Source organism: Oceanobacillus sp. MO10714A (genome assembly GCF_037072045.1).
Lineage (GTDB): Bacteria > Bacillota > Bacilli > Bacillales > Amphibacillaceae > Oceanobacillus > Oceanobacillus indicireducens.
The window spans coordinates 205,068-231,011 of the sequence record NZ_JAXHDC010000001.1; the positions used below are offsets into that span (position 1 = coordinate 205,068).

The 25,944-nt window shown below is 39.5% G+C and carries 27 protein-coding genes and 2 pseudogenes; 27 read left to right on the plus strand and 2 right to left on the minus strand.

Going from position 1 to position 25,944, the window contains the following annotated elements; all coding sequences use genetic code 11:
• Positions 1 to 56: 56 nt before the first annotated feature.
• The gene (locus SPD53_RS01095) at positions 57 to 428 is read right to left on the minus strand and encodes a rhodanese-like domain-containing protein (protein ID WP_156856772.1); all 372 of its coding nucleotides are present in this window, start codon (positions 426 to 428) and stop codon (positions 57 to 59) included.
• A gap of 331 nt (positions 429 to 759) precedes the next feature.
• On the opposite strand from SPD53_RS01095, the pseudogene SPD53_RS01100 reads away from it, so the two are divergent.
• From SPD53_RS01100 to SPD53_RS01120, 5 genes and pseudogenes are all read left to right on the plus strand, one after another.
• A pseudogene (locus SPD53_RS01100) lies at positions 760 to 1,554 on the plus strand (ribonucleotide reductase N-terminal alpha domain-containing protein); the annotation flags it as partial.
• Positions 1,555 to 1,876: 322 nt separating this feature from the next.
• A pseudogene (locus tag SPD53_RS01105) lies at positions 1,877 to 3,646 on the plus strand (vitamin B12-dependent ribonucleotide reductase); the annotation flags it as partial.
• Between the two features lie 467 nt (positions 3,647 to 4,113).
• Complete coding sequence (locus SPD53_RS01110; protein ID WP_336251402.1) at positions 4,114 to 5,376, plus strand: MFS transporter; 1,263 nt, start codon at positions 4,114 to 4,116, stop codon at positions 5,374 to 5,376.
• 459 nt (positions 5,377 to 5,835) lie between these two features.
• Entirely contained in the window at positions 5,836 to 6,258 is a 423-nt protein-coding gene (mntR, locus tag SPD53_RS01115; protein WP_156856768.1) for a transcriptional regulator MntR, read from the plus strand.
• A gap of 162 nt (positions 6,259 to 6,420) precedes the next feature.
• A complete protein-coding gene (locus tag SPD53_RS01120) occupies positions 6,421 to 7,308 on the plus strand; it encodes a patatin-like phospholipase family protein (protein ID WP_336251403.1) in 888 nt (295 codons plus the stop codon).
• Between the two features lie 38 nt (positions 7,309 to 7,346).
• On the opposite strand, the gene SPD53_RS01125 is transcribed toward SPD53_RS01120, so the two are convergent.
• The gene (locus tag SPD53_RS01125) at positions 7,347 to 7,730 is read right to left on the minus strand and encodes an SA1362 family protein (protein WP_156856766.1); all 384 of its coding nucleotides are present in this window, start codon (positions 7,728 to 7,730) and stop codon (positions 7,347 to 7,349) included.
• A 418-nt stretch (positions 7,731 to 8,148) separates the two neighbouring features.
• Between SPD53_RS01125 and SPD53_RS01130 the strand changes: the two genes are divergently transcribed.
• The 22 genes from SPD53_RS01130 to recN all read left to right on the plus strand — a co-directional run bounded on the left by SPD53_RS01130 (position 8,149) and on the right by recN (position 25,862).
• On the plus strand, positions 8,149 to 8,655 hold the full coding sequence (locus tag SPD53_RS01130) for a YqhR family membrane protein (RefSeq protein ID WP_188858729.1): 507 nt from the start codon (positions 8,149 to 8,151) through the stop codon (positions 8,653 to 8,655).
• 90 nt (positions 8,656 to 8,745) lie between these two features.
• Positions 8,746 to 9,810, plus strand: coding sequence for a M24 family metallopeptidase (locus SPD53_RS01135; protein ID WP_336251404.1), 1,065 nt, complete (start codon positions 8,746 to 8,748; stop codon positions 9,808 to 9,810).
• 19 nt (positions 9,811 to 9,829) lie between these two features.
• Positions 9,830 to 10,390, plus strand: a complete 561-nt coding sequence (gene efp / locus SPD53_RS01140; RefSeq protein ID WP_156856763.1) for an elongation factor P — start codon at positions 9,830 to 9,832, stop codon at positions 10,388 to 10,390.
• A 286-nt stretch (positions 10,391 to 10,676) separates the two neighbouring features.
• A complete protein-coding gene (gene spoIIIAA / locus SPD53_RS01145; protein WP_336251405.1) occupies positions 10,677 to 11,597 on the plus strand; it encodes a stage III sporulation protein AA in 921 nt (306 codons plus the stop codon).
• Positions 11,597 to 12,109, plus strand: coding sequence for a stage III sporulation protein SpoIIIAB (gene spoIIIAB / locus SPD53_RS01150; RefSeq protein ID WP_336251406.1), 513 nt, complete (start codon positions 11,597 to 11,599; stop codon positions 12,107 to 12,109). Before spoIIIAA ends, spoIIIAB begins: the two co-directional genes overlap by 1 nt.
• A gap of 18 nt (positions 12,110 to 12,127) precedes the next feature.
• The gene (gene spoIIIAC, locus SPD53_RS01155; protein ID WP_156858077.1) at positions 12,128 to 12,328 is read left to right on the plus strand and encodes a stage III sporulation protein AC; all 201 of its coding nucleotides are present in this window, start codon (positions 12,128 to 12,130) and stop codon (positions 12,326 to 12,328) included.
• A gap of 34 nt (positions 12,329 to 12,362) precedes the next feature.
• Positions 12,363 to 12,755 (plus strand): stage III sporulation protein AD, encoded by a 393-nt coding sequence (gene spoIIIAD, locus SPD53_RS01160; RefSeq protein ID WP_156858078.1) that lies wholly within the window; start codon positions 12,363 to 12,365, stop codon positions 12,753 to 12,755.
• Positions 12,756 to 12,766: 11 nt separating this feature from the next.
• Positions 12,767 to 13,945, plus strand: coding sequence for a stage III sporulation protein AE (spoIIIAE, locus tag SPD53_RS01165; RefSeq protein ID WP_188858734.1), 1,179 nt, complete (start codon positions 12,767 to 12,769; stop codon positions 13,943 to 13,945).
• 10 nt (positions 13,946 to 13,955) lie between these two features.
• A complete protein-coding gene (gene spoIIIAF / locus SPD53_RS01170; protein ID WP_156858080.1) occupies positions 13,956 to 14,570 on the plus strand; it encodes a stage III sporulation protein AF in 615 nt (204 codons plus the stop codon).
• The gene (gene spoIIIAG / locus SPD53_RS01175; protein WP_336251407.1) at positions 14,567 to 15,187 is read left to right on the plus strand and encodes a stage III sporulation protein AG; all 621 of its coding nucleotides are present in this window, start codon (positions 14,567 to 14,569) and stop codon (positions 15,185 to 15,187) included. Before spoIIIAF ends, spoIIIAG begins: the two co-directional genes overlap by 4 nt.
• An 11-nt stretch (positions 15,188 to 15,198) precedes the next feature.
• A complete protein-coding gene (locus tag SPD53_RS01180) occupies positions 15,199 to 15,747 on the plus strand; it encodes a SpoIIIAH-like family protein (protein ID WP_336251408.1) in 549 nt (182 codons plus the stop codon).
• A gap of 721 nt (positions 15,748 to 16,468) precedes the next feature.
• Complete coding sequence (accB, locus tag SPD53_RS01185; protein WP_156855972.1) at positions 16,469 to 16,978, plus strand: acetyl-CoA carboxylase biotin carboxyl carrier protein; 510 nt, start codon at positions 16,469 to 16,471, stop codon at positions 16,976 to 16,978.
• A gap of 13 nt (positions 16,979 to 16,991) precedes the next feature.
• Positions 16,992 to 18,344: an acetyl-CoA carboxylase biotin carboxylase subunit gene (accC, locus tag SPD53_RS01190; RefSeq protein ID WP_336251409.1), complete on the plus strand. Its 1,353-nt coding sequence runs from the start codon at positions 16,992 to 16,994 to the stop codon at positions 18,342 to 18,344.
• Between the two features lie 31 nt (positions 18,345 to 18,375).
• Positions 18,376 to 18,774, plus strand: a complete 399-nt coding sequence (locus tag SPD53_RS01195; protein ID WP_156855970.1) for an Asp23/Gls24 family envelope stress response protein — start codon at positions 18,376 to 18,378, stop codon at positions 18,772 to 18,774.
• A 216-nt stretch (positions 18,775 to 18,990) separates the two neighbouring features.
• Positions 18,991 to 19,386, plus strand: coding sequence for a transcription antitermination factor NusB (gene nusB / locus SPD53_RS01200; protein ID WP_156855969.1), 396 nt, complete (start codon positions 18,991 to 18,993; stop codon positions 19,384 to 19,386).
• Positions 19,383 to 20,240, plus strand: coding sequence for a bifunctional methylenetetrahydrofolate dehydrogenase/methenyltetrahydrofolate cyclohydrolase FolD (gene folD, locus SPD53_RS01205; RefSeq protein ID WP_188856812.1), 858 nt, complete (start codon positions 19,383 to 19,385; stop codon positions 20,238 to 20,240). Before nusB ends, folD begins: the two co-directional genes overlap by 4 nt.
• On the plus strand, positions 20,233 to 21,645 hold the full coding sequence (gene xseA, locus SPD53_RS01210; protein WP_336251410.1) for an exodeoxyribonuclease VII large subunit: 1,413 nt from the start codon (positions 20,233 to 20,235) through the stop codon (positions 21,643 to 21,645). Before folD ends, xseA begins: the two co-directional genes overlap by 8 nt.
• Positions 21,611 to 21,808: an exodeoxyribonuclease VII small subunit gene (xseB, locus tag SPD53_RS01215; protein ID WP_336251411.1), complete on the plus strand. Its 198-nt coding sequence runs from the start codon at positions 21,611 to 21,613 to the stop codon at positions 21,806 to 21,808. Before xseA ends, xseB begins: the two co-directional genes overlap by 35 nt.
• 1 nt (position 21,809) lies before the next feature.
• Positions 21,810 to 22,703, plus strand: coding sequence for a polyprenyl synthetase family protein (locus SPD53_RS01220; RefSeq protein WP_336251412.1), 894 nt, complete (start codon positions 21,810 to 21,812; stop codon positions 22,701 to 22,703).
• A gap of 147 nt (positions 22,704 to 22,850) precedes the next feature.
• Positions 22,851 to 23,681 carry a TlyA family RNA methyltransferase gene (locus tag SPD53_RS01225; protein WP_156855964.1) on the plus strand — a complete coding sequence of 277 codons (831 nt, stop codon included), beginning with the start codon at positions 22,851 to 22,853 and terminating at the stop codon, positions 23,679 to 23,681.
• On the plus strand, positions 23,678 to 24,127 hold the full coding sequence (gene ahrC / locus SPD53_RS01230) for a transcriptional regulator AhrC/ArgR (protein WP_156855963.1): 450 nt from the start codon (positions 23,678 to 23,680) through the stop codon (positions 24,125 to 24,127). The genes SPD53_RS01225 and ahrC overlap by 4 nt, the downstream gene beginning before the upstream one ends.
• A 28-nt stretch (positions 24,128 to 24,155) precedes the next feature.
• Positions 24,156 to 25,862, plus strand: a complete 1,707-nt coding sequence (gene recN, locus SPD53_RS01235) for a DNA repair protein RecN (RefSeq protein WP_188856809.1) — start codon at positions 24,156 to 24,158, stop codon at positions 25,860 to 25,862.
• Positions 25,863 to 25,944: the final 82 nt, after the last annotated feature.

Here is a 25,944-nt window from a genome sequence, read left to right on the forward strand (position 1 = left end):
GAAAATAAAAAAGCCGACAGACTATGAGTAAAAAAGTCTGTCGGCTTCTCTCTTACCTATTTTGCTTTTATTTTTCCAGTCCAGTTTTTGAATCCGCCTTTTAATTGGTAGAGTTCCTTATAACCTTGTTTGTGTAGAATTTGGGCAGCGCGACCTGAACGGCTGCTTTTTTGACAATATAAATAAACTGGCTTGTCCTTTCTGATTTCTACTAGACGCTGTTTCAGTTGTGTTACTGGGATATTCCGTGCCCCGAGGATATGACCAGCATCATATTCTTGTGGCTCACGTACATCGATTAATTGGGCTTTTCGGTAGCCCTCAATCCACTGATCCTGATTGAGTACATTCAAAATCATTTTCTGTCTGTAATACCGGAATATCGAAAAAACAAGCAATGCAACTAAAACAATTAATAAAACTGACATATTTTTTCCCCCGTCTTTCTCATATCTCAACTCATATTATAAAATACTTTTAACCGCTTTAAAAGCATTTCGAATAGCCGGTCCTTTTTTATAAAAAAATAATTTATATAAAAGTCGATACTAAGGTCAATACCTGTAAGCTTTTCGGTATTTTTCCGCAGGTTTGTGTAAACTTATTCTCTTGACAAAAACTCACATATATTGTTTAATACACAATATATAGTGTGTTCACTCGTTAATTGATACCATATATTGTTTTAAATATTATAAAACGTGGTACTACATAATTATAACACATTACACATAAAAAGATGAATAAAGGAGTGGTTTCGTGTCGACGATATTAGAAAAAGTGAATGGAATTGATGTTGTTTCATTGAATAAGGATATTGAATTATTTGATGTAGTACATCCGATTACTAGTGATATGAAGCTCACACATAGTGGAGTCTCACGCTTAGTTATGCTCGACAGATACGCTTTTAAAGATACAGGAAAAGCTACATTAAAAACTGGTGATTTTGTTGTTTTAACAGTGAAATCCGATCCTAAATTCCCAGCTAGAGGGTTAGGATTTGTACAAGCAATCAATTGGGAGAAAAATGAAGCAGATATTAAAGTTCTGGATGAATTTGTATCTACCCTCGATAACGAAGTAGAGATGGAAACAGGTATTATCACGCGTTCGCTTGATGTAATTGATAAACCGCTTGAAGTCTTTTATGAGCAAATCGCTAAACGAAATGCGACCGGCTTAGCAGTAGTGGAGGAAACGGAAGAAAAACGTAAAGAATCATTTGAAATGTTTTATAAGGAACTAGCTGATCTTAATTTCGTGCCAGCAGGACGTGTGTTATACGGTGCAGGTGCAAATACGGATGTAACATACTTTAATTGCTATGTGATGCCATATGTAAAAGATTCCCGGGAAGGTATTTCCGATCACCGGAAGCAAGTAATGGAAATCATGTCCCGTGGTGGAGGAGTAGGGACAAATGGTTCAACACTTCGTCCGAGAAACACATTGGCACGCGGAGTAAACGGAAAGTCATCCGGATCCGTATCCTGGCTTGACGATATTGCCAAACTGACTCATTTAGTAGAACAAGGCGGATCGAGACGTGGTAAATCTGCTTAAGTGCCTCGTCTATAAATAAACCTCGTGAATTGCTGGAAACTCTTTTTATGACTTGCTGGCTACAACGTAACTGGAAACGGTAAGCGTGAATGCTTGAAAACAGCAAGTGGTTAAAGACAATCAGCAGCCAAGCACCTGTTCGAATGGTGAAGGTTCAACGACCATCGAAAGCACACTTAAATGTGGAAGCGAGTAGAGTAGGAGTCAAGTGACTCCGAAGTGCGAGGACATTCGAAAGGGAATGTAAGATATGGTCTGAACTTCAGGGTGACCTGGAGAGTTGATGTAACGGATCAACGCAACATAATTGGCGCAAATGATTATGCTTGTGGATTCTCACCCGGATATTATTGAGTTCATCATCTCAAAAATGCAGAATCCGCGTATTTTAAGATATTTAATCGAAAATACGGAAGATGAACAAATCAAAACGCTGGCAAGAGAAAAACTGAACTTCACTCCACTTACAGAGACGGAGATTGATTTATATACAAGTGTACAAAACTATAAAGGTTTCCCAGGCCTTGGAGGATTTACAGAGGCCTCCATGCGTGAGGCTGGGCAGAAGTTAAGAGATGGCGGTTCCTATAGTGTTCATAATCCAGATTTCCTAACAGGAGCTAATATTTCCGTATGTATTACAAAAGAATTCATGGAAGCTGTAGAAAATGACGAAATGTATGAACTGCGCTTCCCGGATGTGGAAAATTATACACCGGAAGAAATGAAAGCATATAACGAAAAGTGGCATGAAGTTGGCGACGTTCGTAAGTGGGAAGCAATGGGTTATGGTGTTCGCGTTTATCGCCGCATCCGAGCTAAAGAACTATGGAACTTAATCAACGTTTGTGCGACCTATTCTGCAGAACCTGGAATTTTCTTTATCGATAACGCGAATGATATGACAAACGCATCAAGCTACGGACAGCAAGTTGTCGCAACAAACCCATGTGGAGAACAGCCACTCGCACCCTACAGTGTATGTAACTTGGCTGCTGTAAACTTAGCGGTAATGGCTGACAAGGTAAACAAAACAGTGGACTATGAGAAACTAAAAGAAACAGTCCGCACCGGAGTTAGAATGCAGGATAATGTTATTGATGCAACACCATATTTCCTTGAAGAAAATAGAAAGCAAGCCCTCGGTGAACGTCGGGTTGGCCTTGGGGTAATGGGGCTGCACGACCTGCTCATCTACACGGAAACGAGATATGGTTCAGCAGAAGGTAACGCACTTGTTGATAAAGTATTTGAAACAATTGCAACGAGCGCTTACCGAGCTTCCATTGAACTTGCAAAAGAAAAAGGCAGTTTCCCGTTCTTGATCGGTGAAACAGATGAAGAAACGAATCGGTTGCGTCATGCATTTATCAATACTGGTTATATGAAAACAATGCCGGAAGATATTCGCGAAGGTATTTTGAAACACGGTATTCGTAACTCCCACTTGCTAACAGTTGCTCCGACTGGAAGCACTGGAACAATGGTTGGGGTATCGACTGGGCTTGAGCCATACTTCTCCTTCTCCTACTTCAGAAGTGGTCGCTTAGGTAAATTTATTGAAGTGAATGCAGCAATTGTTGAGGAGTATTTGGAGAATAATCCAGAAGCAGATAAAGAAAACTTACCAGAATGGTTCGTATCTGCGATGGATCTTTCAGCTGAAGAACATGCGGATACACAATGTGTCATCCAGCGCTGGGTAGACAGCTCTATTTCGAAAACAGTTAACGCTCCAAAAGGCTACACGGTTGAACAAGTAGAAAGTGTCTATCAGAGATTGTACAAGGGAGGAGCAAAAGGCGGAACCGTATATGTTGACGGAAGCCGTGACTCTCAAGTACTGACACTGAAAGCCGAAGAAAATACAGTTGGCGAGCAGACAGAATTGTTCGAAGATGAAACTGATAAGCCGAAAGTTGTTTTAATGGACACAATTCAAGAACTGGATTCTACAAATGTAAATATCGGTTCTGAAATTGGGGATACGTGCCCGGTATGTCGCCAGGGAAGCATTGAGGACATTGGCGGATGCAACACATGTACAAACTGTGCTGCCCAATTAAAATGTGGTATATAAAAGTTAAACTAGAAATGGAATTTGATAAAACAACCTCTTAGGTATATAGCCATAAGAGGTTGTTTTTTGCTATTGTATGGGCTAACTCTGCATTTGTCACGTATTAATGCTCTTTAATACCCCTACCTTTAAACAAGAGGGAAAACCAAAAAGGTAAGGTGGGGGATATACAGCCCGTAAATACCTGATTCTGTTCAACTAACATTCAGTGGGGGAGGTAAGGAAACCCCGACTGAATGAAGTTTCATTTTATTTCAACGCGTTTCGTAACAAGTATTTTCAAAAAATAATAAAAATGGTATAGTATATAGAACCAATATTAGAAAGAGAGTGATAGATGATGACAGTCTGCATCGATAATCCCAATATTAGCAAAAAAAGGGCGGGAGTAGAACGGAGCATTGTCTATATTAATTAATACAGTGTAAAAAAAGTTTGCTTCCGCATCAATGAGCGGAGGATAAAAGTTGAATTTTTCAAAACAGAATACTTTTTACGTTTTTTTATGGATAATTGTAAGTCAATTTGTTTCTTTATTGGGATCATCAATGACCCGGTTTGTGTTAGGTATTTGGGTTTATCAGTCTACAGGCCAAGTGCTTAACTTTGCAATGGTTTTGGTTGCAAGTTATTTACCGAGTGTTGTGGTCTCTCCATTTGTTGGTAACTACATTGATCGTAAAGGACCTAGATTGGCTTTGGCTGTCGGTGGGATTTTAGGAACTGGAGTACTCGCGATTGGAACGGTTGTTGCGATGGCTGATGGGCTCATGTTGTTTTTTATTTTTCTTCTGACAATAACATTATCTGTTGTAAGTGCGCTAGAAACGCCTGCCTTACAAACGCTGACACCGATGCTAATTTCGGAAGAACGCTTGTCACAGGCAAATGGAATGCTTGCATCTGCAACCTCAACAACGAATATTGTTGGACCAGTACTTGGCGGTGCGCTTTATGCCTTTGGTTCAATAGACTGGATTATAGGAATCAATTTTGTCACCTACTTGCTAGGATTAATTGTTGTTCTTATTTTATGGGAACGTCTAGATAAAAAAATTGAGAACGACGATAAAAAGCAACAGACCAGCTTTTGGTTAGATTTAATCAATGGATTTCACTATACATACAGTCATAAAGCATTATTTTCAATGATTATGTTCCATACTTGGCTTAATGTTGCACTAGGGGTAAATAGTGTCATTCGCCAACCTTATATTTTAGACTTTGGTTCAGAAGAGCAGTTTGGGCTTGTGACTTCTTTATTTGGTGTTGGCATGGTGCTTGGTAGTATTGTTATGTCAACCTTGAAAGTAAAAAACAAGATGATTAGGTATGTTCTTTTATCTTCACTGGGGATGGGACTTGCTGTACTCCTAACAGGGCTAACCGAGCGCATTTGGTTGATCGGCTGCATATGGATTGTGATGGGTTTTTTATTGCCGATTACGAATACATTAAGTATTACGCTTATTCAGCGTAATACAGATCCTGTATACCTAGGTCGAGTATTTTCAATTTCCAGAATGCTTTCATGGGCAACACTTCCGTTAGCTTATGTCATTGGAGGATTAGCAGGAGACTGGCTAGTAAGTTATCAAGTTACATTTATGTTTTTAAATCCGTACGGGTTCTTACTTGTAGTGGCAGGAGTATCTATTTCGGTCATTATTGCCTACTACTCCCTTTTTAGCAGCATTGAAGAGCTAGAGAAAAAACAAAAGACCATATAACGTTGTAAATGAAAACCGGCCTTCTTTAATAGATTGCCGGTTTTCAGGGTCTTTTGAAAAATATGGTAAGAAATTGGGTGAAGTTTAGCAAAATTGATGGAAAGAGGGGGAATGAAACAGAGTGAGTACCCACAATAATAAGATTTAGTACGTTTATTTGTTTTCTACTCTTTTGGATTTTGTTTGATTGTTAGGATATAATCCTCAATCAACGCTTTCTGTAAGCGAAAATATAGCTTTGGAAAATAAATTGGAGGCTTATATAGAAGAACATGAGGAGCAGGCAAAACTTTTCCAGGCGATTATCGATAATTCGCATGTAACAGGAATCTTGTTGACTTATCTTTATTCTTTTTAGTATAATTACTTGTCTCCTTCGTGTTTTTAAGGTATTCTAAAAGTGAAAGAAAAAATTTTGCGTTGGATAAACTTTGATGCACGATGAAATGAGGTGAAGATATGCCAACACCGAGTATGGAAGATTATATTGAGCAAATATATATTCTCATCGAAACCAAAGGATATGCCCGTGTATCGGACATCGCTGAAGAGCTAGATGTTCATCCGTCATCCGTAACGAAAATGATCCAAAAGCTTGATAAAAGTGAATTCGTTAATTATGAGAGATACCGTGGTTTTATGCTGACAGACAAGGGAAAAAAAGTTGGCGAGAGGCTACTATATCGCCATGATCTTCTTGAAGATTTCCTTGAGATAATTGGGGTAAAAGAGGAAAATATTTACGATGATGTCGAAGGTATTGAACATCATTTAAGTTGGAATTCCATCGATCGAATTGATGATTTAGTGAGATATTTTAAAGAAGATGAACAGCGAGTCAAGGATTTAAAAGCACTACAGCAATCGAAGCTAAGTAACTAACACGCGAGCATGCCAACCAATGCCGCGTGTTTTTTCGCATAAACCGGCATGTAGATTGTGTTCAGCCCCTACTGTATTTTGATAACAAAATTCAAAATAAGTTCTAAATACATCCCCATCTTTCGTAAGTATTAATACTACGCAAAAATCAGGGGGAGGATTATGCGAATAGATGCGGTGTTTTCGGGTGGTGGGGTAAAAGCATATGCTTATATAGGTGTACTGGAAAGTATTGAGAAACACCAATTAGAGCTTGAACGTGTCGCCGGGACATCGGCAGGTGCAATCATTTCAGCATTAATAGCAGCTCGCTATACGTATACAGAAATTGAACAAATTATTCGCGAACTCAATGTGAAATTATTTATGGACCCACCGATACTAACGAAATACTTTCCTTTTATGAAATGGGGGTTTCTCTATTTTCAAATGGGAATTAACAAAGGGGACAAATTGGAAGAATGGCTGACCGAAATATTAGCAGCGAAAAATATTCGGACGTTTAAAGATTTGAAAGAGGGTTATTTGAAGATCGTTGCAAGCGACTTATCGCTTGGGAGGCTCGTTGTTTTTCCTGACGATCTTATGCCGCACTATGGTCTTGATCCGAACCTTTTCCCAGTAGCAAAAGCGGTACGGATGAGTGCAGGCTTTCCGTATTTCTTCATGCCGAAGAAACTTCCAGGTAAAACAAATAATAAAAGCATTATTGTGGATGGAGGATTGTTAAGTAATTTTCCACTTTGGATTTTTGGACGCAAAAAGCAATTACGGCCCGTTCTTGGTGTGAAATTGACAGAGAAAGATGAAATGTTGAACGAGCCACAAATTATTACAAATGCGCTTAATATGTTTCACGCTCTATTTCTTACGATGAAGAAGGCGCATGATATGCGGTATATTTCGAAAGCAGAGGAAGATAAAATATTATTTATACCTGTACATGATCTTGCGGCAACAGATTTTAACCTGTCAGAAGAGAAAAAATTGGAACTTGCTGCTATAGGGAAAGAGGCAGCAGATCAGTTTCTTAGGGGCTGGTCAGGCTAGAAGCGGATTTAAAAATAAAAGAAGCCGGACCGAGTTACTTAGAAAGTGGCTCGGTCTTTTCCTTTTGTTTTCGATTTATTTCCTTCAATTACCCGTAAATGGGTAGGACGCCTTTTACCTTTCCGTGATCGGTCAGTTTTTCGATTAGCTAAAGGGGCCGGAGTTGGTTTCTTAGGTGCAGCTTGTTGGTATTTTGATTGGGATTGTTTCACTGCTTGTTTATATTTCTTCATTTCATCGGACGAACCTCTTGAACGGTTAACAATAAAATAGAGCAACGCAAAAATAGCGACGGCAAAACCGAGCATCATAGCCATTCCCATTAGAAAATTACGAGTATTTCCGAACAGCTGTGTAATCAATCCGAATACAGCAAGGGCGATAATGATGTAAAAAAGATAAGCTATTTTATTACGCTTCATGAAGAAGTCCTCCTTTCCTTCATAAAAATACACTCTACTAGCTATATACCACAATTAAGCATCGGGAAACTTAGAAGTTACGGAAAGAACTGCATCTGATAAAGTGAAACTTCATTCAGTGGGTTTCCTTACTGTATACCCCCCACTTTCACATGTTGGGCTTCCCTCATGTATAGAAGTGGGGGTTACAGACCGTTAATGCGTGATAAACTATTAACAGTTTTGACCAGTAACATAAAACTATACGTGATAATTCATGTTTCTTATTTGTCTGATATCACTAATGTTTCCCTGCTTTAATTGTACTAAAAATAATAACATAAGACTATTGGTTAAGCTTATTATTATAATGAAATATTGTTTTCCGAGTGAAAGAAAACTTTAGGATTGGTCATACTACTGGTTGAGGTGATCAACTATGGCGGAAAATAAAGATAAGAAGCAAGATACAGCTTCTAACTACTCACTTGGTCGAGCACTTATAATTGGAGCGGTTGGCGGATTTCTATGGAGCTTGTTTCTCGCAGTTTCTTATTTTTTCAACTTGACAGAAGTTGCCCCAAAAACATTTTTATTGAAACCGTGGATACAAGCAGGGTGGTCTGATCGTTTAGTTGGTCATATTGTTGCTATTATTATAGCGAGCATCTTATCTCTTTTCCCGGCGGTTATTTATTTTGGCTTATTCCGGAAAGTAAATTCAATCTGGATGGGGGTTGGGTATGGTATTTTACTTTGGGGGATTACCTTTTTCCTCATGCAACCGCTCCTTCCCTATACAAGACCAATGACGGATCTCAACTTGGAAACATGGGTTACGACTGTGTGTATATTTATATTATATGGTCTCTTCACCGGTTATTCCATTTCCTATGATTATCATGAAACAAAGATACGCAAAATCAGACAAGAGCCGGAAAGCTAGTCTTTAAAAATTACCATTCAAGGTAACATTATGATACACTAAAAAAACGATGAACTATATTGAAAAATTTGATGGGGGAAGAGATGAACGATGGTTAAATTACAGAAACTGCGGGAAAAATTACAAGAAAACAAATTAGACGCTTTTATTATTGCTAGCCAAATCAACAGAAGATATATTAGCGGTTTTACCGGTACGGCAGGCGTTGCAATTATATCGGATAAGGACGCTCGGTTTATCACAGACTTCCGTTATACTGAACAAGCAAGTGCACAAGCTGAAGGCTTTCAAGTGATTGAACATAAACAGGGTCTGGATGCCGAAGTGAAAAAGCAATTAAACGATATGAATGTAAACCAGGTAGGCTTTGAAAAAGATTATACTACATATGGGCAATTTGAAACGTATAAAAAAATGTTGGATGTGGAGCTAGTTCCAGTCAGCGGTCTTGTGGAAGCTTTACGGATGATTAAGACACCGGAAGAGCTTGCGATTATGAAGCAAGCAGCCGAGATTGCGGATGATGCGTTTGTGCATATCCAATCTTATATCAAACCGGGAGTAAAAGAAATTGAGGTCGCTAATGAGCTGGAATTTTTCATGCGCGGTAAAGGGGCCACATCCTCAAGCTTCGATACGATTGTTGCTTCTGGACACCGTTCTGCCATGCCGCATGGGGTAGCTTCTGAAAAAGTAATCCAAGCAGGGGAACTGGTTACATTAGATTACGGCGCCTTGTACAAAGGATACTGCTCGGATATTACGCGAACAGTAGCAGTTGGTGAAATTAGTGATGAACTTCGGAAAATTTATGATATCGTGTTAGAAGCGAATATGCGTGGGGTAAGAGAGATTAAACCGGGTATGACCGGAGTTGAAGCGGATGCCATCACAAGAGATTATATTACCGAAATGGGTTATGGGGAGAACTTTGGACACTCGACAGGGCACGGTCTCGGTATGGAGGTTCATGAAGCGCCAGGACTCTCCACACGTTCTAAACAAAAATTAGAACCGGGTATGGTCGTAACAGTAGAGCCAGGAATCTATGTAGCTGGGGTTGGCGGCTGCCGAATTGAAGATGATATTGTCATTACAGAAGAAGGAAATAAACGGTTAACCACCTCATCAAAAGAATTCATTCAATTAGGATGACACATAAGGAGGAAAATTAATGATTTCAGTAAACGATTTTAAAACAGGTCTTACGATTAAAGTAGATGGAGATATTTTGCAAGTAATTGAGTTCCAGCATGTTAAGCCAGGAAAAGGAGCTGCATTTGTCCGTTCGAAATTACGTAACTTGAGGAATGGTAATATCCAAGAAAAAACATTCCGCGGCGGTGAAAAGGTAGAACGTGCTCATATTGAAACGAATAAAATGCAATACTTGTATGCTTCAGGTGATTCCCATGCATTCATGGATACAAATACGTATGAACAAATTGAAATTCCAGGAAGCCGTCTCGAGCATGAATTAAAATTCATCGTGGAAAATATGGAAGTTACAGTTATTTCTTATGAGGGCGAAATTCTCGGAATCGACCTTCCTAAAAACGTGGAGCTTGAAGTTACGGAAACCGAGCCAGGAATCAAAGGCGATACCCAAAGCGGCGGTTCCAAATCAGCTACATTAGAAACAGGTATAACCGTACAAGTTCCATTATTTGTGAATCAAGGGGATAAACTAGTCATTAGTACCGACGAAGGCAAATACGTTTCCCGTGCAAACTAAAATTTATCACGTATTAACGGTCTGTAATACCCCCATCTTTAAACATGAGGGAATCCCGGGATGTGAAGGTGGGGGATATGCAGTCCGTAAATACCTGATTCTGTTCAAATAACATTAAGTGGGGGTAGGGAATTCCCCACTGATTGAAGTTTCACTTTATATAAAAAACAGGGTAGCATTCCACAGGATGCAGCCCTGTTTTTTTGTATGTAATCATATTTTGTTTTATGATTCATACATTTTCTATATAGTCTCGAATGCAATAGAAGAGGAGTAGGAGATTATCATGGAAGAGATTTTACGGATTTTCCCACCAGAAATGAAGAGTCATATTGCTTTAAAAGTTGGCAAGCGCTGGGACAGGCTGGAAGAGATACGCTGCCGTCTTTATCAACCAGTAGAACTGATTTTTGAAGATCAAGTGGAATGGATAACAACAATTGTCCCTGACAAGAGGACGGGTGTTTTTTTGCTAAATCAATTAAGTGAATTTTCCTTGTATCGTATGGAAAATGAATTGCGCGAGGGCTTTATTACGATAGAAGGCGGTCATCGAGTTGGTATCGCGGGAAAGGTGAATACACGGGAAGGATCAGTAAAAGCAATACAACATATTTCTTTCTTCAATATCCGTATTGCACGACAGAAATTAGGGGTGGCCGAATCACTTATGCCTGTACTCTACACCAAATCGTACGAAAACACATTAATAATTGGCCCGCCCCAGTCTGGAAAAACAACCTTAATTCGTGATATAACCCGGCTTGCATCTAGCGGATGGAAAGATAAATCAGGCAGAAAAGTTGCCGTGATTGATGAACGCTCTGAAATTGGAGCAGCAATTCAAGGGATTCCTCAGCATGATTTAGGAAGCAGGACAGATGTAATGGATGGCTGTCCAAAAGCTGAAGGAATGATGATGATGATCCGATCGATGTCTCCAGAAGTGCTAGTCGTTGATGAGATTGGTGGAAGTAACGACATCAACGCTTTAAACGAAGCGATCCACTCTGGAGTAACTGTTGTTTGCTCGATCCATGGCCAATCGCTGGAAGATTTAAGGAAACGGCCCCTTGTCCGTGAACTCATCGAGACGCGCACACTTAAGCGGTTTGTCGTTTTAGGGAAGCGCAGATCCGAAAGACAAAAAATTCGAGTGTTTGACGAAGCGGGCGAGCGTATTCAATCATTTGGAGATGGCTTGTGATGAAATGGTTAGGAGCAATCATACTTGTTATTGCGACTACTTGTATAGGTTTATACTTCAGCTTTCGCTTTGAGAAACGTCCGAAGCATATCAGGCAGTTAGAAAGCGCTCTACAATTGCTTGAAGCAGAAATTACGTACAGTCAAACCCCTTTACAACTCGCATTCCAAACGATTTCCCGCCAGTTACCACATCCGATCAGTCATTTTTTTCAGTCACTCAGTGAAGCAATGCTTAAGCAGGAAATCGACTTCAATGTCATCTGGAATGAAAAAACGGAAGAATTGAGAAAGATGACGAGTTTAAAGAAAAATGAAATTGAAGTTCTGAAACAATTCGGAAATTCACTAGGCCAGCACGATTTCATTCAGCAGCAGAAACAAATCCGGCTTGCTTTAACCCATTTGGACCGGGAATTGGAAGAAGCGCGGGATGAATCTTATAAATATAGTAACTTAGCGAGAAGCTTAGGCGTCTTAACAGGAATATTTATCGTGTTATTGCTTTTATAGCGAGAAAGGGGTATGACCATGCTCACCGATGTATCTGTTCTTTTCCAAATCGCAGGCATAGGCATTATTGTAGCGCTTATCCATACGATATTAAAGCAGATGGGAAAGGAAGAAATTGCCCAATTCGCTACTTTAATCGGATTTATTATCGTTCTTTATATCGTCATTAATGGACTGCGTGATTTATTTAATCAGATTAAATCGGTATTCCTGTTTTAAAAAGGACAAGTAATAAATCCTTAGGAGATAAAATATGGATATATTACAAATTGTTATTGTTTCCATTATTGCAAGCATTCTTTTCATCCTATTAAAAGATGTGAATCCGACCTTTGCCTTTTTCATTGTTATTGTTGTTGGCATCATGATATTCGCAAGTGTCATCGGGCAAATCCGCTTAATATTCCAAGTAATCCAATCGTTGGGAGATCAAGCAAATGTTCCTGGATTGTATCTAGAAACGATTTTAAAAATAATCGGGATTGCTTATATTGCAGAACTGGGGGCGAGTATGACACAAGATGCCGGTTTACAGTCGGTTGCCAAAAATATCGAACTCGCCGGAAAAATATTTATTTTACTGCTCGCCATTCCAATTATTACATCCGTTATTGAAGCAATCGTTAGTTTCCTTCCAACAGTTTAAGGAGCAATCATATGAGTAGAAAAACGGGTTTCATCTTATTTGTATTCTTATGCAGCTTCTGGATCGGAATCCCGGTACAAGCAGAAGAAGATAGACAAGAAAATTTTGAGCTGAATGAACAATTACTTGAAGAAATATCCTTGGATGCAGTTGAGGATTATTGGGAAACGCTTGCCAGTGAATATGGCGGTTATATTCCTAATGCAGAGCGGACATCTTTCATCGATATTGTGAAAAATTTGGACAGTCTTTCATTTAAAGAAATCGCACTCGGACTTCTTGATTTTTTGTTCCATGAATTGATTTATAACGGAAAATTATTAGGCAGTCTGTTGCTGCTTACCATTTTTTCTATCATTCTGCAGACGATGCATGCCGCATTTGAAAAAAGCACTGTTAGTAAAATTGCTTATTTCATTGTCTTTCTCGTCCTGATTTTCATTGCCTTATCAAGTTTCTATACGGTAATCACTTACGCAAAACAAACAATTGATACGATGAGCAGTTTTATGATCGGCTTGCTACCGCTCATTCTGGGATTAATGGCGACATTTGGAAATGTATTTGCTGTATCTTTCTTTCATCCGATAATTATATTTCTCATTCATTTTACGGGTGTATTTATTTCATTTTTCGCTTTACCATTATTATCCTTCGCAGCATTGCTTGTCATTATTAGCAGCATTTCAGAAAACTATAAAGTTACAAATCTGGCGAATTTACTTCGGTCTATCACGGTAAGCAGTCTCGGGGTCTTGCTGACCGTCTTCCTTGGAGTTATGTCTGTGCAAGGGGCAGCGAGTGCTGTTCAAGACGGTGTCGCCATGCGGACAGCTAAATTCATTACAGGGAACTTCATTCCGGTAATTGGAAGAACGTTCACAGATGCAGCAGACACGATATTAACCGCTACATTATTACTTAAAAATTCCTTGGGAATTGTTGGGTTGCTAATTATTTTATTAATTTGTCTGTTTCCTGCTATAAAAATCTTAGTTATCGCATTTATTTACAGAGTGGCCGCTGCGGTTCTAGAACCGCTTGGGAAAGGACCGATCATTACGACATTACAGGCGTTAAGCACTTATATACTCTATGTTTTAGCTTGTTTGTTAGCAGTTTCGTTTATGTTTCTGCTTGCGATCGTTTTGATTGTTGCGGCAAGTAATCTAACCCTTCTCTTAAGGTAGTGTGATTGGAATGGAAATGTTAACGAATTGGATTACACAAATTATTATCTTTATATTGGTAGCAACGATTATTGATTTACTCATCCCTAATTTATCAATGGGAAAATATATCAAACTTGTCTTAGGTCTCATTTTAATTCTCATTTTACTATCACCGATATTTTCCTTGTTTAATTTGGACTTCGAGCAAGCTGTTGCTGATACGTACCGAAGCATTTTTGATACAGGAGGTGAAATGGAGGAAGTTCAAGATTCCATTGAATTGCAAAAAAGTGAAATAGAATCGACTCATGATGCATATATTTTAGAAGAAATGGCTGTCCAACTCACATCCCTTACAGACGAAGCATTACAGACAGAATACGATGCCCGCATAACAGACATTAGCTTTGTCTTTGCAGATGAAGCAGAGAAAACGTATGAAGGACTAGATGAAGTAATTGTCTATCTGGAAAAATCGACGGCTAGGGAGGGACAAATAAAACCAGTCGAGAAAATAGTAATCAACGCGGAAGAAGACCAAGAACTGGAAGAAGCGGATGAACCTATTGTCGAACTACTGAGGGATCGCTGGGAGCTGCAAGATAAAAAAATTACTGTTTACTGGGAAGGGGGGGCATCTTGAAACGATTTATTGATAAAATATTTTCCGCAGAGTCAGGACAGAAAAAGCCACTACGGCCAAAATACTTTATTATTCTTGGTTTAGTCGGTGTGCTGCTGCTGCTCATCAGTAATTTATTCCAAAAAGACGACCCGGAAGAAACAGAATTTCATTACGAACCTGAAATAACAGAACAGCAAGCAGAGTCGGGGGAAACATCATCGGAGGCAGTAGCAGATATGGAACAACTTGCAAATGGGTACCAACAAGATTTAGAAACAATGCTTAATAAGATTCAAGGAGTTTCTGAAGCAGAAGTGATGGTTAATCTCGATTCCTCCGATGTCAAAGTGTACGAGCGTAACTTAATATCAGGAACGCAAACGACTAATGAGGAAGACCAAAGCGGTGGTACAAGACAAGTAGAGGATCGTACAGAAGATACGCAAGTCGTTTTAGTACGTCAAGGAGATACGGAAAAGCCGCTCCTTGTTCAAACGAAACGACCGGAAGTAAGAGGAGTATTTGTTGTAGCAAAGGGTGCAGAACAACCGAGTGTAAAAAGTTGGATCATCGAAGCAATTTCCAGTGTCCTGGATGTTCCTTCCCATCGAATTTCTGTTATGCCTAAAGATTAAGGAGGAGAATGATGTTAAAAAAACAGACGGTTTGGTTGTTGACGATGTTAAGTTTATTAATTGTGTTGAGTGTGTATTATATTATGTCGCCGAATGAAGGTGACCTAGCCTTTATTAATCAAGAAGATGAATTAAAAGAAGACGTAGCTGAAACAGATTCCACTTCAGAAGAATTGGCTGAAGCAGAGGTTACCGATATTACAAATGTTGCTGAGGATGAATTATTTACAACGATTCGTATGAAGGTGCAAGATGACCGGAGCAGGGAAAGATCCCGCCTTGAGTCGATCGTAGCTTCTGGTTCAGCAAGTATCGAAGAAAAAAATAGTGCATTAGAAGGAATTGATGAAATAGAGACAGTGGAGATGAAGGAAGAAATTCTCGAGGAATCAATACTTGCTGAAGCCGGATATGAAGATGTGTTAGTGAGAAACACTGCTGGCGAAAAGGTTCATGTACATGTCCGAGCAGATGAATTATCCGATGAAGAAGCCTTGCGGATCATGCAAATGGTAAGAGACGAATTCGACCGTGACATTCCAGTCGAAGTCAATTACTAATCATTCCCAAAACCAAAAACGACCCACCCAATCCAGACGCCCCAACGTCTGGATTTCTTGCTGTATCCCTAACAACCAACAGGAACTTACCAAACACTTTCATTCAGCGTAAGTATTTTGAGCATTCATTTTATTGGCGTTCTAATTACCGTTCAGTTGCCCGGCGGACGGATGCTTTCCACGGGCACGGCCTCAGCCTCCTCGGAAGAAAACCGCTTCCTGCGGGGTCTTCGGACTCGTGCTATTCCCGTAGGAGTCACCGTCCGCCGGGCAACTGAACTGGTCTAAAGGATTATTTTAAAAAGAAATTATTCCGTTATGATAAGGATTGTACTTTTGGAATATTAAACAGTAATCCAAATCACGCCTTTCCTCGGAGCAGTCCAAACACCTCGAGACTCCTGCAGGAGGATAGGCCTAGGTGAGACCCCGCAGGGCGACAGCCCGAGGAGGCTCACCAGCCGCCTGCGGAAAGCGAGAGGTGTTTGGACTGCGGACCTCCAGAAGTAAGTTGCACACACTTACGTAGAATGAAAGTGAACACTAATTCATTCGCGTGGTTGAGGGGTTCGTTACATTTTTGATAGCTATCATTATGCACTACTGATATAATGATAAAATAAAAGAAGAATACTACATATTTACAACTTGGACATGTTAGCGAAATTTAAGTAAAATGTATAGTATCGTATATCAAAATGAATAAGGGGTGCGTTTTTATATGCTTAAAGTACAAGAAATTCGGGAAATTATTAAATTAATTGATCAATCATCTATTACAGAATTTAATTATGAAACGAACGGTACATCCGTGTCACTAAAAAAAGGAACTCATGGAGCGACAACTGTAGTAAATGAACCATCACAAGTAACAGAAACTACCGCTGTACAAATACAACGACAAAGCGAGCCAGTTCAAGAACAAGCAATCGAGAAACAAGCGGAAATAATTGAAGAAAAACAAGAAGTAAAAGCAGAAAACAGCGATTATGACTTTGAAATTGTTTCACCAATGGTCGGTACGTTCTATGAATCACCATCTCCGGAAGACGATCCATACGTTACAGTCGGCAGCAAAGTCGATTCAAATTCCATTGTTTGTATTGTCGAAGCAATGAAACTATTTAACGAAATTGAAGCAGAAGTAAGTGGAGAAATCGTAGAAGTGCTCGTGGAAAATGGCGAGCTTGTGGAATATGGTCAACCACTATTCCGGGTAAAGAAAAAATAAGGGGATGGAGTAATTGATTAAGAAAGTGTTAATTGCGAACAGAGGAGAGATTGCTGTTCGAATTATTAGAGCTTGCCATGAAATGGGAATAGAAACCGTGGCAGTCTATTCAGAAGCAGACAGAGAATCTTTACATGTGCAACTAGCAGATGAAGCATATTGTATCGGACCTACCTTAAGTAAGGACAGCTATCTTAACTTTACGAATATATTAAGTGTAGCAACCTCGAGAGATGTGGATGCAATCCACCCAGGCTATGGGTTTCTCGCTGAGAATGCTGATTTTGCGGAGATGTGTGAGGAATGTAATATAAGCTTTATCGGTCCAACAGCTGAAGCAATTCAGAAAATGGGAATTAAAGATGTGGCCCGGGAAACGATGAAACAGGCCAATGTTCCGATTGTGCCTGGTTCTGACGGAATCATCGAAAGTGAAAAAGAAGGGATTGAAATCGCGGAAAAAATCGGCTATCCAGTTATTATCAAAGCTACAGCAGGTGGTGGAGGTAAAGGTATCCGTTTCGCGAGAAATGAAGAAGAACTTGTTAAGGGGATCCGCGTAACACAAAAAGAAGCAGAGACAGCATTCGGGAATCCTGGTGTTTACCTTGAGAAATTCATTGAGGACTTCCGGCATGTGGAAATTCAAGTTCTAGCAGATAAACACGGGAATATTATTCACTTAGGAGAGCGTGATTGCACAGTTCAAAGACGCCTGCAAAAATTAATCGAAGAAACTCCCTCACCAGCGGTTTCGTCAGAGATTAGAGAGAAGATGGGGCAAGCAGCAGTTAGTGCAGCTAAAGCAGTTGATTATGTTGGTGCTGGAACGATAGAATTCATCTTCGACCGTCAGACAGAGGAGTTCTATTTTATGGAAATGAATACAAGAATACAAGTAGAACATCCAGTCACAGAAATGGTGACAGGAGTAGACCTCATTAAAGAACAAATTAAGGTGGCAAATAATGAAAAGTTGAGCCTGCAACAAACGGATATCACATTTGACGGCTGGGCAATTGAATGTCGGATTAATGCGGAGGATCCGTATAAGAACTTCATGCCCTCGGCAGGTAAAATCGATATGTATCTTGCCCCTGGCGGCTTGGGTATCCGCGTGGATTCTCAAGCATATACCGGGTATACTATACCGCCGTATTATGATTCCATGATAGCCAAACTTATATCCTATGCACCAACAAGAGAAGAAGCGATCAAGAAAATGAAGCGGGCACTTGATGAATTCGTTATTGAAGGAATTTATACGACAATTCCTTTCCACCGGCAAATAATGGACCATGACGTTTTCCAGCACGGGGATTTTAATACGAACTTTTTAGAAGAGAACCCGATTGTAGAGAAATAGAACAACAACTTTCTATAAAAGGTGTGATTTCATGAGTGAACAACCATTATTAAATGTTAGTAATGATTTGTCTTTAGGAAGAGTGGAAATTGCTCCAGAGGTGATTGAAGTAATTGCTGGAATCGCTGCGACAGAAGTGAAAGGTTTATATGCCATGCGTGGTACCTTTGCATCTGGTGTTGCAGAACGTTTAGGAAAGCAGACACATAGTAAAGGTATTAAAGTTGAACTCACGGACGATGGGATCACAATTGATGTGTATTGTATTTTAGACTTCGGCATCTCTATCCCGAAGGTAGCCCAATCATTGCAAACAACTATCCGACAAAGCTTAAAAACAATGACTCAACTTGATATTGCCGAAATAAATATACATGTAGTCGGAATCAATATGGATGAAAAGGAACAGCAAGCTAAACATAATGAGTAAACAAACAGGCCAGAGCGGAATACTTTGGCCTTCTTATCATTTGTTCCGGTGTAACATCTGTCGTATACCCAATGTAAAACTTCAGAATGTACCAGGGAGTTTAGGTGGAAGATAACGGATGGTAACACCCAGATTTGTTCACCTAACAGTGGGATAAGGAGAATCCCCGCTGATTGAAGTTTCACTTTAGAAAAGAACATTAGAAGGAGTAAAAGCATGAAACGAAGCGAAGCAAGAGAAAAAGCATTCCAGTTTCTGTTTCAAATAGATATCAATTGTGAAGTCCATGAAGGCAGCATTCAGGAATATGTTGAGGAACAGGGGAATGATCCGTTTCTTAACCAATTAATTCAAGGTGTGATAGACAAGAAATCCTCTTTAGATGAAATAATTGCTAACCATTTGGAGAATTGGAGCCTAGATCGTATAGCGGCAGTAGAGCGAACGATTTTGCGATTGGCGACATTTGAAATAAAGCATCTGGAAGATATCCCGCTTAATGTCTCAATTAATGAGGCCGTCGAACTAGGGAAACGTTTCGGCGATGAGAAGTCGGGGAGATTCATTAATGGTGTGTTATCCAATATAGAAAAGAGAGGAAATGAATCATGACTGCTGAAATTATTAGTGGAAAAGAATTAGCTTCAGAAATAAAACAAGATTTAGCAAAAGAAATCGAAAGACTGAAAGTGAAAAATCTTATCCCAAAGTTGGTCGTTGTCCTTGTCGGCGATAATCCTGCATCATTATCTTATGTTAAAGGGAAAGAAAGGGCTGCAGCCGAAATTGGGATGGATTCTGAAGTAATCACTTTACCTGTCGAGACAACAGAAGCGGATCTGTTGGCATTACTTGATGAACTAAATGACAATGATGCGGTTCATGGTATTTTAGTTCAATTACCATTGCCAGACCAAATTAATGAACAGAAAGTAATTGATCGGATTAACCCGAAAAAAGATGTGGACGGCTTCCATCCGATTAATATCGGTAAGATGATGACAGGAGAGGACAGCTTTTTACCATGTACACCCTATGGGATCATTACAATGATCAAATCAAAAGGAGTTGAGATTGAAGGGAAGCATGCTGTCATTATCGGCCGCAGTAATATCGTTGGGAAACCAGTCGGACAGCTGTTATTGAATGAAAATGCAACGGTCACCTATTGTCATTCAAAAACAGAGAATATGCAAAAATATACACAAGCGGCTGACATTCTGATCGTTGCAATCGGGAAAGAAAACTTTATTAAGCAAGAGGACGTCAAAGAGGGTGCGGTCATCATCGATGTTGGGATTAACCGGACACAAGAAGGAAAACTAACTGGTGATGTCGACTTTGCTGAAGTAGTGGAGAAGGCCGGGTATATTACACCAGTTCCGGGAGGGGTTGGTCCAATGACAATTACAATGCTTCTCTCTAATACAATTAAAGCGGCTAAAGGACTGACAAGTATTGAATGATAAATATTTAACGGTAACGGCCCTAACGAAATATATTAAGCGGAAACTCGATATTGATCAACATTTGCAACAAATTTGGCTGCGTGGTGAGATATCGAACTTTAAACATCATAGCCGTGGACATATGTATATGACGATAAAAGATGAACAGACGAGGATCCAAGCAGTCATGTTTGCCGGGAACAACCGTTATTTAAAATTTACCCCGGAGAGCGGAATGAAAGTACTGATTCGCGGAAATGTCAGTGTATATGAAGCTGCCGGGCAATATCAGCTGTATATTAATACAATGGAACCGGATGGAATCGGGGCTTTATATTTAGCTTATGAACAATTGAAGGTCAAGCTGGAACAGCAAGGTTACTTTTCCTCGGCTCATAAAAAACGAATTCCAGCATATCCGAAGCGAATCGGTGTGATTACTTCGCCGACGGGTGCAGCGGTAAGGGATATCATTACGACTATTCAGAGACGTTATCCATTAGTTGAAGTAGTAGTTATCCCGGTTCTTGTTCAAGGACCAGAAGCGGCGAGTTCGATAAAACGGGGAATTGAAACAGCTAATCGGATGAACTTTGATACATTAATTGTCGGTAGAGGCGGTGGTTCGATTGAGGAACTATGGAGTTTTAACGAAGAGATCGTTGCCCGTGCAATCTACGAATCTCGGATTCCAGTTATTTCTGCTGTCGGACATGAAACAGACACGACGATTAGTGACTTTGTAGCAGACTTAAGAGCACCGACTCCAACGGGTGCAGCAGAGCTTGCGGTTCCGTCTCAAGCGGAATTAAGAAATAATCTTCAACTGCTCAACCGAAGATTAACCCGTGAAGTGAACCAATTATTGGACCAGGAAACACGCCGGCTTAACAACGCGCTTAATTCCTATGCTTTTCGTTATCCAAAAGAGCTCATTAGGCAGAAAGAGCAGGAGTTGGATCAGCAAATGGAGGCACTAGAACGAACATTAAGGTTGCAAGTAAACGATGCCGCAATGGCCTATAAAACAGTTATGAGACGTCTATCAGTGCAGCATCCCAAAGAGCGAATCGATGAAGCAGAAAAGAGAATAACTGAACTTACAATGAAGAATAACCGCTACATGAATCAAACCGTTGATTACCATCGCCGCGAACTCGGGAATTTACTGGATAAGCTTAGTTTAGTAAACCCATTAGAAATCTTGAAACGTGGCTTTGCATTACCTTATACTGCGGATGGACAATTACTGAAGTCTGTAACGCATATTAAGGAAAAAGAACAACTGGCAGTAAAATTAACGGACGGCACAATCCATGCACAAGTACTATCAGTAAAGGAGACTTCAAATGACGGAGAAAAACATGGAACTATCCTTCGAGGAAGCGATGGAAAAGTTAGAAAAAATAGTAGGGAAACTTGAAACGGGAGACGTTCCTTTGGAACAAGCAATTGATTATTATCAGGAGGGGATGATTTTATCGAAAATATGCAGTGATAAAATTAATTCTGTCCAAGATAAAATGGCAAAAATTTTAAATGAGCATGGAGAAATCACAAACTTTGATGTGGAAGGGGAAGTCTAGCATGGACCAGGTTAATCTGGAAGCTTATTTGAGACAGCAGAAAGATTTAATTGAAAATGAAATGGAAACACGATTAACTAAACTTCCGATTCCTGATCAATTAAAGGCTTCAATGCTTTATTCCCTTCAAGCAGGCGGGAAAAGAATTCGACCGGTTCTTTTGCTCGCAAGTTTTGAAGCTTATGGTACCGCTGTTGAAAAGACACTTTCTACAGCTATCGCCCTAGAAATGATTCATACATACTCCTTAATTCACGATGATTTGCCTGCAATGGATGACGATGATTACCGGCGCGGACAACTGACGAATCATAAGAAATTCGATGAGGCAACGGCTATTTTAGCAGGCGACGGTCTATTGACACATAGCTTTGCTTTAATTGCGAACGAACCACTCCTTACCGATCGTGAAAAAGTGGAACTAACAGGGAAAATTGCAATTGCAAGTGGACCACTTGGTATGGTGGCCGGTCAAATTCTCGATATGCAAGCTGAAAATGAAGACATATCCGTCCCGCTAGAACAACTTGAAAAAATCCACGAACTTAAAACGGGAGAATTATTAAAATTCGCCGTTTATGCTGGTGCTTATTTAGGGGGAGCGACAGAAGAACAATTGACACACCTTACACGCTTTGCCCATTATCTAGGGCTGATCTTCCAAGTTCAAGACGATATTTTAGATATTACAGGAATAGAGGAAGCACTAGGTAAACCTGTAGGAAGTGATGTAAATAATAATAAGAGTACATACCCGAAACTTCTTGGCTTAGAAGGGGCAATCAAACAAAAAGAGATCTATGTGGAAAAAGCATTAGCATCTCTTGAACAAGCAGGTGCAATTGATTCCCAACTAAAAGCACTGATTGACTATATCAGCAATCGTGACCATTAAGTAAGTAAGAAGATTCAGCCGTTCAGCATAAAAGTGAGCGGCTGTTTTTCTATTCTATGGAGGTATTCTATTTCAGAATATGAGTCATTTGATGTATAATAAACCAGAAAAGCTTATTAATATGAATGATAGTTAAAAGTAAAGGAAATGAAGATGACAAAAAAACGTTTAGATGAATTACTTGTAGAACGTAACTTAGTGGAGAACACAGACTTGGCAAAGCGTCTGATTATGGCTGGATTGGTTTTTTCTGAACACGAACGGCTTGATAAACCAGGTGTAAAAATTGATCCAGACATGCCAATCCGTATAAAACAAAAAAATAAATCCTATGTCAGTCGCGGCGGATTGAAGTTGGAGAAGGCAATCCAGCAGTTCGATTTGAATCTGGAAGGAAAAACAATCCTTGATATAGGGTCATCGACAGGCGGATTTACCGATTGCGCACTCCAGCATGGTGCTAAATTAAGCTATGCAATCGACGTAGGCTACAACCAACTTGATTGGAAATTACGCAATGATAAGCGGGTCGTCGTTATGGAACGGACGAATTTCCGCTATGTGACGAAAGATATGCTAAATACAATACCAAATTTCGCTTCGATTGATGTCTCCTTTATATCTTTACGCCTGATATTACCTGTGCTCAAATATCTCTTAGACGAGGAAAATGATGTCGTAGCTTTAATCAAGCCCCAATTTGAAGCGCGTAAAGAGCAAGTCGGTGAAGGAGGAATTGTTCGGGAAAAGCAAGTCCATGTAGAAGTGCTTGAACAGGTCATTCGTTTTGCTGCAGGCGAAAACTTTATCCTGCATGGTATTACGTATTCTCCAATAACCGGTAGTCAAGGGAATGTAGAATTTCTCGCCCATTTTAAATATCTCTCGGAACAAAAAGAAAAACCTGATATACCCCCTTTTGAAAAAGTTGTCGAGCAAGCACATCAACATTTAGTAAGAATGGAGGCCGGAAGATGAGTAAAATCCAACGTCATATTAAAATTCGCGAATTAATTAATGAGCATGAAATCGAGACTCAAGATGAACTCGTTGATGAGTTGAAAGCACTCGGCTATAATGTGACTCAAGCAACTGTCTCACGTGATATTAAGGAACTGCACCTAGTGAAAGTGCCTACATTATCTGGAAAATATAAATATAGCTTACCGGCAGATTTACGATTTAATCCGGAAGAAAAATTAAAAAGGCTAATTGTCGATGCTTTCGTTAATATTGACCATGCGAATCATTTCGTTGTTTTAAAAACATTACCGGGAAACGCTAACGCCATCGGAGTGTTAATTGATAACCTCGAATGGGAAGAGATAATGGGAACAATTTGTGGAGATGATACATGTTTAATCATCTGTCGAAAAGAAAATGATGCCGAGAAAATAAAAAACCGCTTCATACGCATGCTTTAACTTGGATGAAGGAAGAGGTGAATGATTCATGCTGACAGAATTATCTATTCGAAACTTTGCAATTATTGATCAAATCTCCATTACATTTAATGAAGGATTAACGGTGCTTTCTGGTGAGACAGGAGCAGGGAAATCAATTATTATTGATGCCATCCAATTACTTGCAGGTGGTCGCGGTTCTGTTGAATATGTCCGTCATAAAACAAATAAGGCAGATATCGAAGGATTATTCTCCATTGAATCAATGGAACATCCTATTTATGCAGTTGGCAGACAATACGGTATTGAAATAACCGATGAACAGGTTGTCTTAGAACGAACAATTACAAAAAGTGGGAAAAGTATTTGCCGTGTGAATGGTAAATTGGTGACACTCGCAATTCTTCGTGAATTCGGTAAAACGCTCATCGATATACATAGCCAGCACGAAACCCAGTCCCTGATGGATGCGGACAACCATATTCATCTACTTGACTTGTATGACTATGAGCAAATCAAGCAGGCAAAAGAAGAATACACGAATCTTTACGACAGACTGCGAAAGTTACAACAACGCTACAAACAATTAAATGAAAATGAGCAAGAAATCGCTCACCGTCAAGATTTATTATCTTTCCAATTACAAGAATTGGAACAGGCCAATCTTGTCCCAGATGAAGATGAAATTCTGGAAAAAGAAAGAAATTCCTTAGCCAACTTTGAGAACGTCCATACAGCGCTTCAAAATGCTTATAATGCATTGTATGGGGATGGAAGAGGACTAGAATGGATAAATCATGCGATGCTCTCTTTGAGTGAGCATGAAAAAATTGATCCGTTTATTGATGAAAAAGCCGAAGAAATTACGAACTATTATTATTCTCTTGAGACAATGGCTTTTGATTTACGAAATTATATCGACCAATTGCAATATAATCCGGAACGACTGAATGAAATTGAAGCAAGACTTAATGAACTGAATCGATTGAAGAAGAAATATGGCGCGACGGTAAATGAAATGCAGACATATATGGCCAAAATAGAAGAAGAATTGGAAGAAATAACGAATAAAGACTTTCACCTGACCGCTCTTGTGGAAGAAATTGAAGAAATAGAGAAAGACGCGAGGTTGGAAGCAAAAGAGCTACACCATTTAAGAAAAAAAGCTGCAAATGCACTTGTAAAAGAAATCCATTCAGAATTAAAAAGCTTATATTTGGAGAAAGCAAAGTTTCAAATTAGCTTTGACAATGAAACGGACCATCCAAAACTCCATAAAGACGGATATGATACGATTCGTTTTATGATTTCAACAAATCCAGGGGAACCGCTTAAAGAACTGACAAAAGTAGCTTCAGGTGGAGAATTATCCAGAATTATGCTCGTTCTGAAAAAAATCTTCGCAAAACATCAAGGAGTCACAAGTGTTATTTTTGATGAAGTTGATACAGGTGTAAGTGGACGCGTTGCCCAGGCAATTGCTGAGAAAATATATGAAATATCTAACGCTTCCCAAGTTCTCTGTATTACCCATTTACCACAAGTTGCTGCCATGGCCGATACGCATAAATTAATTGAAAAACATGAAAAGGATGACAGGACTTCAACCACTGTTACCGAACTAAGTCCAGATGAACAAATGGAGGAATTGAGTCGGATGATAACTGGAACGGAACTGACAGAAACAGCAAAAGAACATGCAAAGGAAATGCTTGACCTTGCCGATATATTCAAGTTAAAAGATCATCAGGAATAATATTGTGGATTAGCCGGAAACTAACAGCACCGGCTTTTTTTAATGTTTTTTTCTCATATCATTATAAATTAGCCTCTTCTGA